The following is a 14,562-nucleotide window of genomic DNA, read 5'->3' on the forward strand; positions in this document are numbered from 1 at the left end:
AGCAGCATGATCACCGGCGTGGACCTGAGCGAGAGCACCTGGGAAGCCGGCAGCCTCTACGGCTGCGAGATCACCCGCACCGACTTCTCCGGAGCGACCCTGACCGGCATCACCATCGAACGGTGCGCGATCACCGGCTCCCGGTTCACCGGCACCAGACTCACCGACGTGCGCCTGAAGGATGTCCTGTTCGACGGCTGCCGCTTCGACTACGCCATCCTTCAGCGTGTCACCGCTGCCGGCTCGGTTGCGTTCACCGACTGCACTCTCACCAACGGCGCGTGGTCTTCCTGCCGACTGCCGCGCATGGCACTGCGATCCTGCGACCTGAGCGGTCTGGAACTGGAATCCTGCCACCTCGACGGCGCCGACCTGCGGGGCAGCCGGCTCCAGGGCGTCAAGACGCCGCTGGACAACCTGCGCGCCGTCACCCTCGGCGAGGACCAACTTCCCGATCTTACCCGGCTGACCGTCGCCGCCCTCGCCCTCACCGTCCGCAGCGACTGAAGCGGAGGAGGCATCGTGGTCGCTAAACCCACCGGCAGCCCGGACACGATCCTTGTCTGCATCCGGGGCAAGCCCGGCTCCGGCAAGAGCAGCATCCGCGACGACATCTGCCGGGCCAGGGCCTTCTTGGTCTGTGGACCGACCGACTGCCGAGACGGCGCCGCGTTCGTGGTCACCCGCCGCGGAAGCTACGCCGGTACGCCTGCGGGCTGGTGCCGGTGATCCGCTTGAAGCGGTCTCGGAAGGCAGCGGTGGAGCCGAAACCGACCTGCGTAGCCACCCGGGCCACGGGATGGGCCGTGGTCTCCAGGAGATGCTGTGCCTGGTGGATGCGGACCCGGTGCAGCCACCGCAGCGGGGTGGTGCCGGTCTGGTCGCGGAAGTGCCGGTTCAGCGTCCGGAGACTCATGCCGGCCTGGCGGGCGATGTCGGCGAGGGTCAGCTGATCCCGGGCGTTGTCACGCATCCAGGCCAGCAGCGGCTCCAGGGTCGCCCCCTCGGGGGCCGGGGGTTCGTGCCTGATGAACTGCGCCTGCCCGCCCGCGCGTTCCAGCGGCATGACGGACAACCTCGCTGTCTCGGCGGCGACGGCGGCACCGTGATCGCGGCGGATCAGATGCAGGCACAGGTCGAGCCCGGCGGCGGCGCCGGCGGACGTGAGGAACTGGCCGTTGTCCACGTAGAGCACGTTGGGGTCGACCTGGATCCGTGGATGCTGGGCGGCGAGCTGGTCGGTGGCGAGCCAGTGCGTGGTGGCGCGGCGTCCGTCGAGCAGGCCGGTGGCGGCGAGCGTGAACGCGCCGCCGCAGATCGAGGCGATCCGGGCGCCGTTCGCGGCGGCGGTGCGCAGCGCGTCGAGGACTGCGGTGGGGGTCGCGGCGGCGGGGTCGGAGACACCCGGCACGACGACGGTGTCGGCGTCGGCGAGGACGTCCAGGCCCCACGGCACCGCGATGCTGAACGCCCCGGTGGTGACCGTCGGCGTGGCGGCGCAGACGAGGACGCGGTAGCCGGCACGGCCGTCGGGCAGGCGGGTGCGGTGAAAGACCTCCATGGGGGTGGCCAGGTCGAACGGGACGACGCCGTCGAGGGCGAGCACGGCCACGGTGTGCATGGCGGAGATTCAACCAGTCAGGGCCGTGCGGTGGCTGGCGCCCGGCGCGTGACCCGGTCGAACAGGTCTGTGACCGACAGGCCGCCGGTGAAACACCAGAGCGCGATGACCGGATCGCAGAGCGCGCAGCCGAAGGACGAGTCGTGCAGCGACGGGATGATCGGGGTGCCGCGCCGGTGGTGTACGACATCCCAGACCGTGTGCAGGAGCCATCCCACCCCGATGAAGGTGTACGAGGTGAGCCCGGTGTAGCCCACCACCAGCAGCAGCGCGCAGAAGACCAGTTCCCACAGCCCGAACCCACCACCGCTGATGTAGGTGGCCCCGGCGCCGGTGACGACGAGCGCGTTCAGGCGTCGCCGGTGCGGCTCCGGGACCAGGGAGTTGAGCCCGACGTAGAGCAGCCCGATCACCACCGGCATGACATAGCGAAGCACGGCCTGGCCCCTTTGCGTTCCCGTTTGACGCCCGTCGGGAAGGAGCCTAGGAAGGTCTGCCATCGGGAACGAGGGGCGAAAGTGCCACGGTCCGCCGGATTCCCGCCACCGCCGTCCTCGTCGATGCCACCGCGCCGGCGCCTCCGGCCGCGCTGCCGGCAGGTTGCGCCCGCCGCTGCGGGCCAGCGATTACGCATAGGCGACGGGCGATCCCATGGTTGCGCCGGAAACGTATGATGTCTACGCTGCAAGGCAGAATTCTGTGACCATGGGCAAGCGGGCGTGAGCGGGCAGCGGGCGTTCCCGACGGCACGGTAGGTGCCGCCGGTTGGCGCTTCTCGCTCGAAGCGTACGTGGCTGCGGGCCTGTTCTTGCTGCTCCTTTGTCAAGAAACCACCATGGTCGGAATCGCCCTGTCCTCTTCCCCTCCGTCGGCCATTATTCGTGCGGTGGTCCACCGTCGCGCCCCGAGGGCGAATGTCCAGCGAATATGCCGGACGGCGGTAAGTGAAAGGAGTGGTACGTGAAACCAGCCGTCTCTATCGTTCGAAGGTCACTGCTGGCGCTTGCGCTGGCCGTCGCCTCCACGATCCCGGCAGTGGTCGCGAATCAACTGCCGGCCTCGGCCGCCGTGCAACAGACCTACTATGTCGCGCCGGACGGAAACGACGCCAATTCCGGCACGCTCCAGTCGCCATTCAGGACTCTGCAACGTGCGCGCGACGCCGTCCGCACGGTGAATTCGAACATGACCGGCGACATCGAGGTCTACCTGCGCGGTGGAAGTTACCCGGTGGGCAGCACGATCGAGTTCGGGGCCGGTGACTCCGGCACCAACGGACACCGGGTCAGCTACTCCGCCTACCCCAACGAGACACCGGTGCTCGAAGGCGGCGTGCAGGTGACCGGGTGGACCCAGCACAGCGGCAACATCTGGAAGGCGCCGCTCGACCGCGCCAACAAGCTGCGCGCGCTCTACGTCAACGACAAGCGGGCGTACATGGCGTCGAAGACCATCGGCTCGGCGGGCTGCTACGGGACGTACACCGTCACGGCCGGGCAGGCCGCGTGGGCCTGGGAGTCGGGCTCGCAGTGCGACGGCGCCAAGTACAACCTGAGCGACTTCCCCGCCATCGCCCGCAACGCCGACGACATCGAGATCGAGACGGCGACGACCTGGACCACGGCGATCGTGGGGGTCCGCCAGGTGACCACGAGTTCCGATGGCGCGAACCGGGTGGCGCTGTTCCAGCAGCCGGGTGCCGCTATCGCGCAGGGCGCGTTCAACGGCAACGCCCAGACGGGCGGTAGCCACAAGGTGATGAACNCGTCTACTACTACAAGAGCAGTTCCGAGAACATGACGACCGCGTCGGTCTTCGCGCCGAACAACGTGACCACGCTGCTGCGGGTCGCCGGCACCTCGACGAGCAGCCACGCCCGCAACATCACGTTCTCCGGCCTCACCGTCGCGCACTCCGACTGGAACCTGTTCACCGTCGCCGGCTCGTCGTTCAAGCAGGCGCAGCAGGGCAACCTCGGGGCGCAGGCGTACGCGAAGCGGAACTTCCACGACTACTACTACCGCAACGTGGACGTCACGCCGGGCATGATCCAGGTGGAGAACGCCGACGGGATCCTCCTGCAACGCAACCGGGTCCAGCACACCGGCGCCGACGGCATCAACATGGTCAACGACGTGCAGAACAGCCAACTGATCGGCAACTTCACCAACGACATCGCCGGCTCGGCCGTGACCGTCGGCTACCCCCAGCACGTCTACATCGGCGACGGGACGTCGACCAATCGGGAGAAGTGGTCCCCGCAGGTCGAGGGACTGCCGAAGAACATCGACATCAGGAACAACTACCTCTACGACAGCGCGGTGCTGTTCAACGGGCACAGCCCCATCTCGGCGTACTTCGTCGACACCCTGACCGTGCAGCGCAACCGGATCGAGAAGTCCCCATGGGCCGGGATCACGCTCGGCTGGGGCTGGTGGAACTTCGACGGTTCATCGGGCTCGATCGCGCCCAACCGGCCGACCACGACGGCGCGGAACAACACCATCAGCTACAACCACATCATCGACACGGTGCAGCGCCTCAGCGACACGGCGCCCATCTACACGCTCGGCAGCCAGCCGGGCACCACGATCACCAACAACTATCTCCAGGGCGTGCCGTCCGGGCACAAGTACGGCCTGCACCCGGATGAGGGATCGGCGTACATCACCTTCCGTGACAACGTCCTGAGCGTGGACAAGAACGTCACCTGGCTCATCAACTCCGACGACTTCGGGCGTAAGCACGACCTGAGCATCACGCAGACCTACGGCCCGATCAACAAGGTCTCGAACAAGAACCTGCCCAACAGTACGGTCGGCGACATCATCGTCTCCGCCGACTACGTCTGGCCCGCGCAGGCGTACAGCATCGCCACCAACTCCGGCCTGGAGGACGCGTACCGGGACATCGTCCCGGCGGCCAACCTGTCTCTGCCGAATTACGTCCTGCCCGCCAGCACCTACGTCACCGGCGGGACCGCGTCGATTCCGATCCGGAGCGCGGGCGACGCGACCAAGGCGGTCTGGCTGGCGCCCGCCGGCACGACCACCTTCATCGCCGGCCCGACGATGACCAGGGCCGGGGGCACCGCCACGTCCATCGCCGTGCCGACGACGCAGGGCGAGTACCGCCTCTACGTCCTCGACGCGCAGGGCAACCGGTCGGCCGAGTCCAGCTCGATCGTCCGGCAACAGGGCGGTGGCAGCGGCCCGCAGGGCGGCCGGCTCGTGGGTGGCCAGTCCGGCCGCTGCGTCGAGGTGCCGAACTCCTCCACCACCAACGGCACGCAGGTGCAACTGTGGGACTGCTCCGGCGGCACGAACCAGCAGTGGACCTACACCGCCAACAAGCAACTGACCGGGTACGGCAACAAGTGCCTGGATGCGAACGGCGCGGGCACGAGCAACGGCACCACGGTCATCATCTGGGACTGCCACGGCGGTACCAACCAGCAGTGGAACCTCAACGCCAACGGCACCGTCACCAACGTCCAGTCCGGACTCTGCGTCGACGCCAACGGCGCTGCCACCGCCAACGGCACGAAGATCATCCTCTGGTCGTGCAACGGCGGCACCAACCAGCAGTGGAGCCTGCGCAACTGACCGACGCGTCCGGGGCCGGCCAGCTCGGTCCGGCCCCGGGGCGATCACCGCCCTCCGCGCCGGGGGCCTGCCGGCTCCCTCGTGGTGTTTCCCGTAGTCCCCGCCTGACCCGGGCGACGTGGCAACTGATCGAGCTGCCGGGTATGAGGGAATCCGGACGGCGGGTGCTCGTGTCGCCGAGCCCTCTTCTGGAATGCTCTGCTCATGCCTTCCTTCCCACCCACCTTCGCCGACCAGGTCATCGCGAAGCCGCTCCAGGATCAGTTCGAGGTGTTCATCGACGAGCACCGCGAGGCGCTCAACCGTTGCCTGGACGGGCTGACCGAGGAGCAGGCACGCCGATCGTTGGTGGCCTCCCGGACCACGCTGCTGGGTCTGGTGAAGCACGTGACCTTCGTGGAGAAGGTCTGGTTCGACGAGGCCGTCACGGGCCGGTCGCGAGTGGAGCTGGGCCTCCCGGAGCGGTCGGAGGACTCGTTCCTCCTCGACCAGGACGACACGATCGCCAGTGTCCGGCGGGCGCACCGCGAAGCCTGTGCGGCGTCCCGCCGGGCGACGTCCGCACTGGGTCTGGAGGACATCCTGCCCGGGAACCGGCGTGGGCCGCTGCCGTTGCGGTGGGTGTATCTCCACGTGCTGCGTGAGCTGGCCCAGCACTGTGGCCACGCGGACATCCTCCGGGAGCAGCTCGTCGACGAGTCGCGCGAGTGAGCGGCTGACCGCGAGGGGGCACCATGGGCGCCGAGGCCGTTCCCGCGGGTGGTGCGGAGACGATCCTGGTCTGCGTACGAGGTAACTCCGGCGCCGGCAAGAGCAGCATCGCGCGGGAGTTGCGGCGCCGGCACGGCCGGGGCTGCGCGTTGGTCGAGCAGGACTACCTGCGTCGCATCGTGTTGCGCGAGCGGGACAGGCCCGGCGGCGCGGCGCCGGCGTTGATCGGGCAGACCGTCCGGTTCGCGCTCGACCACGGCTATCACGTCGTGCTGGAGGGCATCCTGCACACCAGCCGTTACCGCGACATGCTCACCGATCTGCGGGACGGCCATCGAGGTCGCTCGTTCTTCTGCTACCTGGACGTGTCCCTGCCCGAGACGCTGCGCCGGCACCTCACCCGCCCGCAGGCCGGCGAGTTCACCGCCGCGCAGATGACCGGGTGGTACGCCGCCCGTGACGTTCTCGGCTGGCCCGGTGAGCTGGTCCTCCCGGAGGCCACCGGCCTGACGGAGGCCGTCGAGGTGATCGCCGCGACCGCCGGGCTGCCCCAGACCGGACGCGACGAGGACGTGCCGCCGATCGTGTGGTGACGGTCGGGAGGCGCACCGCAACGCGCCGGACACAGCATTGACATATTTCACTGGCCGGTCGTACGGTCACGGCGAACCGATTCGACGTGCGGCGGTGGCGTTCCCGCGGCGGCGGCACGGTTCGGGTCGTGGCCGGACGCGTGTGGGTGCCCGCCGACGACACGACGACCAGCCGGTCCCGCCCCGGGCAGGGGGACCGGAGACGGCGTCCGGGCGTCGCGGCCGACCGGGCCGTGGTCCGGCGCGGACCCCCGTACCCGAGTCGGTTCAGAAGGAGCCGCACCATGACAGTACGTAGAACCATGTTCGGGCCCATCGCGGCCGCAGCGCTCCTGGTCGTGGCGGTGGCCGGGGCGACGGTGGCCGGCGGGGCCGGCGGCACCGCGTCGGCCGCGACGGCCGGCGCCGCCGCGGCGACCGCCGGGTGCGGCAAGTCGCCCACGTTGACCAGCGGTCAACGGTCCATCCAGAGCGGTGGCCAGAACCGCAGCTTCATCCTGCGGATCCCGGACGGCTACGACCGTAACCACGCCTATCGGTTGATCTTCGGGTTCCACTGGAACGGCGGCACCGCGAACGACGTCGACTCCGGCGGGGCGGATCGGGACGCCTGGTCCTACTACGGGCTGCGGGCGCAGGCGAACAACAGCGCGATCTTCGTCGCGCCCCAGGGCAACGGCAACGGGTGGGCCAACCCGGGCGGCCAGGACGTCGCGTTCGTCGACGACATGATGAGACTGATCGAGGCGGACCTGTGCGTCGACACGACGCAGCGGTTCGCCCTCGGCTTCAGCTACGGCGGAGGCATGAGCTACGCCCTGGCCTGCGCTCGGGCGAGCGTCTTCCGCGCCGTCGCGGTCTACTCGGGTGGGCAGCTCAGCGGGTGCAGCGGCGGCACGCAGCCGATCGCGTACCTGGGGATCCACGGCATCGGTGACCCGGTGCTCAACGTCTCCGCGGGCCGGTCGCTGCGCGACACGTTCGTGCGCAACAACGGGTGCACCGCGCAGAGCCCGCCGGAGCCGAGGGCGGGCAGCCTGACGCACGTCACCACCGCCTACTCCGGCTGCCGGTCCGGCTATCCGGTGGTGTGGGCCGCGTTCGACGGCGGGCACACCCCCGGCCCGGTGGACGGCGGCGGCGACAGTGGCGTCCGGACCTGGACGAAGACCGAGACGTGGCGCTTCTTCACCCAGTTCGACGGCTCCGGCCCGACGCCCGGCCCGACCACCGCGCCGCCGACCACTCCGCCGCCGAGCGGCGCGTCGGTCGTCCGCAACGTCTCCGCCAACCGGTGTCTGGACGTCAACGGTGCGACGCAGACCAACGGCGCCGCGGCGATCGTCTGGGACTGTCACGGTCAGAGCAACCAGAGCTGGACCTCGACCGCCGCGCAGGAGCTGCGGGTCTTCGGCGGCAAGTGCCTCGACGTCAACGGCGCCGGTACGGCCAACGGCAGCGCGGTGATCATCTGGGACTGCAACGGCCAGTCCAACCAGCAGTGGCGGTTCAACGCCGACGGCACGATCGTCGGGGTCGGCTCGGGCCGGTGCCTGGGCCTGACCGGCGGCGGAACGGCCAACGGCACGCGTACCGAGATCCGGGACTGCACCGGCGCGGCCGGGCAGCGGTGGAGTCGCGGCTGAGGCGTTGACCGTGACGTCGTGTGAACGCTAACATATGACGTCTTATAGATCGACATATGTCGATGAAACGTGACTGGGGAGGCGGATCGGATGTTCAGCAGAGTGAGTCGTCCACGGCGGTCATGGCGGGCGGTCGCGTCGGCGTCGGTGGCCTCGGTCGTGGCGGCGGCCGCCGTGCTCACCGGGTCCGCCTCCCCGGCGCAGGCGGCGACCGCCATCACCATCAACGGCGCGTCCGGCGGGCGGGCGTTCGACGGTGTCGGCGCGGTCAGCGGTGGGGGCGGCAACAGCAGATTGTTGATCGACTACCCGGAGCCGCAGCGCAGCGACATCCTGGACTACCTGTTCAAGCCGGGCTACGGCGCCGCCATGCAACTGCTCAAGGCGGAGATCGGCGGCGACACCAACTCCACCTCCGGCGCGGAGCCCAGTCACGAGCACACCCGGGGCAGCGTCAACTGCAACCGGGGCTACGAGTGGTGGCTGATGGAGCAGGCCCGCACGCGTAACCCCAACATCGCCCTGGCCGGCCTGGCCTGGGGCGCGCCCGGCTGGATCGGCAACGGCAACTTCTGGTCCACCGACTCGATCAACTACCTGGTGGGGTGGCTGGACTGCGCGGCGACGCACGGCCTGACCATCAACTACCTGGGCGGGTGGAACGAGAAGGGCTACAACGCCACCTGGTACAAGAACCTGCGCTCCACGCTCAACTCACGCGGCTACGGCAACGTGAAGATCGTCGCCTCGGACGACTTCGGGTGGGCGGCCGCCGACGAATCGCTGCGCGACCCGGCGTTCGCCAACGCGGTGCAGGTCTTCGGCAGCCACTACGTCTGCGGCTACCGCAGCGCCCAGAGCAGCTGCCCCAGCTCCAACAACGCCATCTCCACCGGCAAGCAGCTCTGGNCATCAACCGCGGCTACATCGACGGCAAGATGACCGGCTACATCAACTGGCCCGCGATCGCCGCCATCACCCCGAACATCCCGTGGGCGACCACCGGCGTGGCGGTGGCCCAGCAGCCGTGGTCCGGCGCCTACTCCATCGGCAAGAGCGCCTGGGTGATGGCGCACACCACGCAGTTCACCGCCCCGGGCTGGCGTTACCTCGACGGGTCGGTCGGCTACCTCGGCGGCAACCGCAACAACGGCAGCTACGTGTCGTTGAAGTCCACCAACAACAGCGACTACAGCACCATCATCGAGACGCAGGACGCCAGCTCGGCGCAGCAGCTCGACTTCACCGTCACCGGCGGGCTCTCCACCGGCACGGTACGCGTCTGGGCGACGAACGTCCGGTCGAACAACGCCGCCGACCACTTCGTCCGGGGCGGCGACATCACGCCGAGCGGCGGGCGCTTCTCGCTCACCGTCCAGCCCGGCTACGTCTACAGCATCACCACGACGTCCGGGCAGGGCAAGGGCACGGCGGTCAGCCCGGCGCAGGGCAACCTGAAGCTGCCGTACAACGACAACTTCGACTCCTACGCCACCGGCCGCGAGGCGCGGTACCTGATGGACCAGCAGGGCTCGTTCGAGATCGCCGCATGCGGTGGCGGTCGCAGCGGGCAGTGCGTACGTCAGATGTCTGACCAGGCGCCGATTTACTGGACGTCCGGTCAGGCCGAGCCGTACACGCTGCTGGGCGACCTGACGTGGCGCAACTACACGGTCTCCTCGGACGTGCTGCTGGAGAAGTCCGGCTACGTCCAGCTCATCGGGCGCGCCAACACGTACAACCACCAGGGCCCGCAGAACATGAACGGGTACTACTTCCGGGTCACCGACGGCGGGGCCTGGTCCATCCGGAGCAACAACACCAGCGGCAACTGGCGCACCCTGGCCAGTGGGAACGTCGCGGCGCTGGGCACCGGGCGCTGGCACACCCTGGCGCTGAAGGTCAACGGCAGCACGCTCACGGCGTCCGTCGACGGCACCACCGTCGGCACCGTGTCGGACTCCACCTGGGTCGCCGGCCAGATCGGGTACGGCACCGGGCAGGGCGTGACCGCGCAGTTCGACAACCTCTCCATCATCCCGGGCGACACCTCCGGCACGAACGGGGAACTGCGCAGCGCGAGCGCCAACCGGTGCCTCGACGTCAACGGCGCCAGCCAGACCGACGGCGCGGTGGTGCAGATCTGGGACTGCAACGGCGGCACCAACCAGCGCTGGACGCTCAGCGCCAGCAACCAGCTCACCGTCTACGGCAACAAGTGCCTCGACGTGCCGAGCACCGCGTCCGGCACCCGCGCGCGGATCATGACCTGCACCGGCGGCAGCAACCAGCAGTGGCGGTTGAACGCCGACGGCACGATCGTCGGGGTCGGGTCGGGGCTCTGCCTGGACGTCAACGGCGCGGGCACCGCCAACGGCACCGCCGTGCAGATCTGGACCTGCAACGGCGGCAGCAACCAGCAGTGGATCCGCGGCTGACCGCCGAGCCCCCGGAACCGCGCCGACCCGGCCGCCGCTGCCCTGGCGGCCGGGTTGGCGCACTCTCCGTACGATGACGGACGTGGATGTCGCAATCGTGACCAACGCGGTCGTGGCCGCGGTTTCGGTGATCACCGTCGGTGTCTCGGTCTTCTTCGCGCTCCGGCAGTTGCGGCTGTCGCAGAGCGCGAACCACACCCTGGTAGCGATCGAGTTGCTCACCCGGGACCGGATGAGCGACGCGTTCCTGGACAGCCAGCAGTTCGTGCTCACCGAGCTGCGCGTCGCCTGCCCGCCCGGGGCGCCGGTCAGCGAGCTGCCCGCCGAGGCCCGTCGGCACGTCAACCGGATCGCGTTGTACTACAACGGCCTGGGGCAGATGCTGGCCTTCCGGGTGGTCGAACCGGCCCTGCTGCTCGGCGCCGGCGGGGTCCGCGCCCGCGAGGCGTGGGCCGTGCTGGAGCCGTACGTCCTCGCCGAGCGGGCGGTGCGCGGCGACGGCTACCTGTCCCACTTCGAGCATCTCGTCGTGCTCGCGACCGAGGTCTCCTGGCCGGCCACCGCGCGCAAGCTGGGACTGCGCCGATTCGGCCATTACCCGGCCGAGGTGGGGTTGGCGCCCGCGGCGACCGCCGTGCCGGCCGGACCGAGTGTGGACGGTACGACCACGTCGCCCGCGCGCTGATGGCTGCTGGTCGGATCAGGGCGCGGCTCCGGCCAGCGCCCAGAGGTTCACCAGCAGGGCGGCGCCGCCGGCCGCGGCCGGCAGCACCGCCGGGCCGCCGGCGAACGCGACTGCGCACAGCCCGCCGAGCGTCGCGCCCACCAGGGCGAAGGTGACCGCACGGGCCCACCATGGCCGCGTCCGGGGCGGCTTCACGCCGGCCGGGAGGATGACCAGGTCGTCGTCGGCGACGTCCGTGTCGGCCCGTCCCGTCAGCGTCACCCGTCGTGGCGGTCGGTGCCGGAGCCGGCCGCACGGGACCAGACGGACCTGGCCGGGCATCTCCACCACGACCCGGCCCGTACCGGTGACGTCGCCGTGGACCGTGACCGCAACGGCACCGGTGACCGCGTTTAGAACCGGGTGCCACATGACCCGTTGCCAGCGCTCGGCGGCCCGGCGCCGGTCGTCCGTCAGGGCGATCCAGGTGCTGCTGCCGAGCGAGACCGGCGGTCCGTCCGACCGGTCACCGGCGAGCACCGACGCCACCATGGGGCGGCCCGGGCGTGCCGCGGCGCGGCGGAACAACAGGCCGCGCACCGCCCAGGCCAGGGCGAGGAGTGCGGCCGCGAAGGCCGCGATCACGATCGGTGCCACCAGGTCGTCCCGGGCGCTCGTCTCCTCCGGGTCGGCGGGGAAGCCCTGGGCGGGCCTGGACGGGTCGTAGGCGACCCGGAACTCGCGGCCCTTCGCGTACCGGTCGGTGTCGTAGACGCCGAAACGTTGGACATGCTCCCGGCCGGTGTGGTCGGTCCACCGGACCCGGATGTCGTCGAGGTCGCCGATCCTGTCCTGAACGACGGTGCCGGCGACGACGACGGTGGCTCGTTCGCACGCGCTGACGTACCGGTGGACCCGCCAGCCATATCCGGCCGCGACGACGGTGAGCCCGAGCAGCGCCGCGGTCAGCGCCAGCAGCGCGACGCGTAGCACGGGCCGTCGGGTTCTCACCGCGCCGCCGGCCCGGGGACGTGGCGAAGCAGCGCCCGCAGCCGGGCCGGGTCGCCGCCGTCGACGGCCTGCTCCAGCAGTTCCTCGGTGTCGACCAGCTCACCGGTGGGGTCGATCAGGGCGCTCACCGTCCACCTGCTGGCCCGGGTCCACCCGGAATCCAGCAGCGCGGCACCGACCATGATGGTGAGCGCGCCGACCAGGACGTCGCGTCCGGCGCTCGCCCGCAGCGGTGGTGCGAGCTTGCCGATGCCCGGGTCGACGGCGCGGGCCAGCCCCGGCCAGGTGCCGTCCGCCACGGCGTCGGCGGCGGCGCGCACCGCCTCGCGTGCCGAGTCCTGCCCCATCGCCTCGGCGAGGCGGGCGGCGGTCTCCCGCAGGCGAGCGTCGAGACGCCCGGGTGGGAGGTCGAGCAGGCGGACGTCGGACCGAGGCTCGTCCGCGCCGGTCAGGTCCCGCACGCACCACCGGGTCAGCGTGTCGGCGTTGTGCAGCGGGACCGGTGCGGTCTCCTCCCAGCCGTACGCCGGATGGTCGGGCAACTCGGTGAGGCGGATGCCCAGCGGAGGTTCGACGGCGGCGGACATCGGGTCGTCATCGTCGTCGATCGTGCCCACGCGCGATGCCACGTACGGGTCGGCGAGTGCCGCGTCGAGGGCGTCGTACAGATCCTCCGGGTAGCCGTCCTCGCCGAGCACCTGCGTCCACACATCGGTGAGCAGGTGGAAGGTCGCGGTGATGGTGGCGAGCCGGGTGAGGGCACCGCGCGTCGCCGGGGTGCCCACGACGGCGGCGGCGCCGGCGTCGGCGGCCCGGGCCAGCGGCCAGGTGTACGTCCGGCTCGCCCGCAGCAGCCGTTCGACCAGCGGGGCGGGGGCGCGGAGCCGGTCGTCCAGGCTCTCCACGAGCGAGTCGCGCGCCCACAGCAGCAGGGCGGTCCGCCGGTCAGCGGTGTGCTGCCGGAAGACGAACTCGCGTGCCACGACGACGGCGAGCTCAGCGGTGGTGAGCCCGCGCACGAGCGGAAGCCCGAGGAAGACGGTGGCGGTACCGGCCCTCGTCCGCTGCACGCCCACGTCGGGCTCCGGCACGATCCGGACCGCCAGCGGGACGCGGAACGCGACCCGTTCGGCCACCTGCCGCACCAGGGTGGACAGTTCCGGCTCCTCGGCCGGGCGCACCGGACGGCCGGGTGGCCGCGGCCGGTGCGTCACCAGGTCGACCAGCGTGAAGACCAGCACCGGTAGGCCGATCCACACGAACGGTACCCAGTCCCGCAGGACCGCGAACGCGACGAGCGCCGCGGCGCCGACGAGGACGGCGACCGGACGTGCCACGGCGGTCATCGCCACGACGAGCAGCCAGTCACGTACGTGGCCGGAGCGGTGGGTCATTGCCGTCGCGTCCCTTCGATGCGGGGGAGCGTCGACGATACCGACCACGAATCGTCAACCCAAGGTTGACGCACGGAAGGTGTCAACCTATGGTTGACGCATGACCGAACCAGAGCCGCTCAAGATGAGCCACCCGGTGCGCCTCGACGACCTGATCGAGGGCATCAAGAAGTCGCGCAGTGGCGTGCTCGACCAACTCGCCGACGCGGTCCTCGCCGCGGACCACCTGGGCGACGTCGCCGACCACCTGATCGGCCACTTCGTCGACCAGGCGCGCCGCTCCGGCGCCTCCTGGACCGAGATCGGCCGCAGCATGGGGGTGAGCAAGCAGGCCGCCCAGAAGCGCTCAGCCGCCAAGGCGGAGACCGCCGCCGCTCTCGACCCCAATGCCGGGTTCAGCCGGTTCACCCCGCGCGCCCGCAACGTGGTGCTGGCCTCGCAGGAGGAGGCGCGGGCGGCCGGCAACCCCGAGATCGCCCCCGGGCACGTCGCGCTGGGGCTGCTCGCCGAGCCGGACGGGTTGGCGGCCGCGCTGATCGTGGCTCGGGGCGTACCCCTGGAGACGCTGCGGGAGGCCGTCGCCGCGACGCTGCCCGCGGCGGCCGACCAGGTCCCGGATTTGATCCCCTACGACGCGCGGGCCAAGAAGGTGCTGGAGCTGACGTTCCGGGAGGCGTTGCGGATGGGACACAACTACGTCGGTACGGAACACATCCTGCTCGCCCTGCTGGAGGAGGAGGGCGGCGACGGCGTGCTCGGCGGGCTCGGCCTGACGAAGGAGGCCATGGAGGTCGCGGTCGAGGGCGCGCTGGCCGAGCTGAACCGCAAGCGGGCGTGACCCGGTGCCGGGCACGCGACACGGGGACGCGTGCCCGGCAC

12 protein-coding genes and 2 pseudogenes are annotated in these 14,562 nt (G+C 70.5%); 10 read left to right on the forward strand and 4 right to left on the reverse strand.

The features are described from left to right. The coding region (locus B1205_RS19325) for a pentapeptide repeat-containing protein (protein ID WP_254910047.1) at positions 1–507 on the forward strand (507 nt) is incomplete at its 5' end. Between the two features lie 15 nt (positions 508–522). Continuing rightward, positions 523–621: pseudogene (locus tag B1205_RS31840) on the forward strand (kinase); the annotation flags it as partial. Positions 622–679: 58 nt separating this feature from the next. Here B1205_RS31840 and B1205_RS19330 read toward each other — a convergent pair. Together B1205_RS19330 and B1205_RS19335 are read right to left on the reverse strand one after the other, a co-directional pair. Beyond that, on the reverse strand, positions 680–1,621 hold the full coding sequence (locus B1205_RS19330) for a GlxA family transcriptional regulator (protein ID WP_089156860.1): 942 nt from the start codon (positions 1,619–1,621) through the stop codon (positions 680–682). Positions 1,622–1,638: 17 nt separating this feature from the next. Next, a complete protein-coding gene (locus B1205_RS19335) occupies positions 1,639–2,058 on the reverse strand; it encodes a DUF6010 family protein (RefSeq protein ID WP_254910048.1) in 420 nt (139 codons plus the stop codon). A gap of 1,359 nt (positions 2,059–3,417) precedes the next feature. On the opposite strand from B1205_RS19335, the gene B1205_RS19340 reads away from it, so the two are divergent. The 7 genes and pseudogenes from B1205_RS19340 to B1205_RS19365 all read left to right on the forward strand — a co-directional run bounded on the left by B1205_RS19340 (position 3,418) and on the right by B1205_RS19365 (position 11,299). Beyond that, positions 3,418–5,226: an RICIN domain-containing protein gene (locus B1205_RS19340; protein ID WP_254910049.1), complete on the forward strand. Its 1,809-nt coding sequence runs from the start codon at positions 3,418–3,420 to the stop codon at positions 5,224–5,226. A gap of 204 nt (positions 5,227–5,430) precedes the next feature. Continuing rightward, positions 5,431–5,937, forward strand: a complete 507-nt coding sequence (locus B1205_RS19345) for a DinB family protein (protein WP_089156862.1) — start codon at positions 5,431–5,433, stop codon at positions 5,935–5,937. A gap of 23 nt (positions 5,938–5,960) precedes the next feature. Then, positions 5,961–6,530 carry a kinase gene (locus B1205_RS19350; RefSeq protein WP_089156863.1) on the forward strand — a complete coding sequence of 190 codons (570 nt, stop codon included), beginning with the start codon at positions 5,961–5,963 and terminating at the stop codon, positions 6,528–6,530. Between the two features lie 284 nt (positions 6,531–6,814). After that, the gene (locus B1205_RS19355; protein WP_089156864.1) at positions 6,815–8,176 is read left to right on the forward strand and encodes an RICIN domain-containing protein; all 1,362 of its coding nucleotides are present in this window, start codon (positions 6,815–6,817) and stop codon (positions 8,174–8,176) included. A 90-nt stretch (positions 8,177–8,266) separates the two neighbouring features. Further along, a pseudogene (locus tag B1205_RS31845) lies at positions 8,267–9,201 on the forward strand (galactosylceramidase); the annotation flags it as partial. Between the two features lie 492 nt (positions 9,202–9,693). After that, positions 9,694–10,614: a ricin-type beta-trefoil lectin domain protein gene (locus tag B1205_RS31850; protein WP_369597308.1), complete on the forward strand. Its 921-nt coding sequence runs from the start codon at positions 9,694–9,696 to the stop codon at positions 10,612–10,614. A gap of 82 nt (positions 10,615–10,696) precedes the next feature. Continuing rightward, complete coding sequence (locus tag B1205_RS19365; RefSeq protein WP_140158102.1) at positions 10,697–11,299, forward strand: DUF4760 domain-containing protein; 603 nt, start codon at positions 10,697–10,699, stop codon at positions 11,297–11,299. A gap of 15 nt (positions 11,300–11,314) precedes the next feature. Here the strand turns inward: B1205_RS19365 and B1205_RS29880 are convergent, their stop codons facing one another. Together B1205_RS29880 and B1205_RS19375 are read right to left on the reverse strand one after the other, a co-directional pair. Further along, positions 11,315–12,289 (reverse strand): DUF3592 domain-containing protein, encoded by a 975-nt coding sequence (locus B1205_RS29880; RefSeq protein WP_176308678.1) that lies wholly within the window; start codon positions 12,287–12,289, stop codon positions 11,315–11,317. Beyond that, positions 12,286–13,683, reverse strand: a complete 1,398-nt coding sequence (locus B1205_RS19375; RefSeq protein WP_089156867.1) for a hypothetical protein — start codon at positions 13,681–13,683, stop codon at positions 12,286–12,288. The genes B1205_RS29880 and B1205_RS19375 overlap by 4 nt, the downstream gene beginning before the upstream one ends. Positions 13,684–13,783: 100 nt before the next feature. On the opposite strand from B1205_RS19375, the gene B1205_RS19380 reads away from it, so the two are divergent. After that, the gene (locus B1205_RS19380) at positions 13,784–14,521 is read left to right on the forward strand and encodes a Clp protease N-terminal domain-containing protein (protein ID WP_089156868.1); all 738 of its coding nucleotides are present in this window, start codon (positions 13,784–13,786) and stop codon (positions 14,519–14,521) included. Positions 14,522–14,562: the final 41 nt, after the last annotated feature.

Source organism: Micromonospora sp. NBS 11-29 (assembly GCF_002140155.1).
GTDB lineage: Bacteria > Actinomycetota > Actinomycetes > Mycobacteriales > Micromonosporaceae > Micromonospora.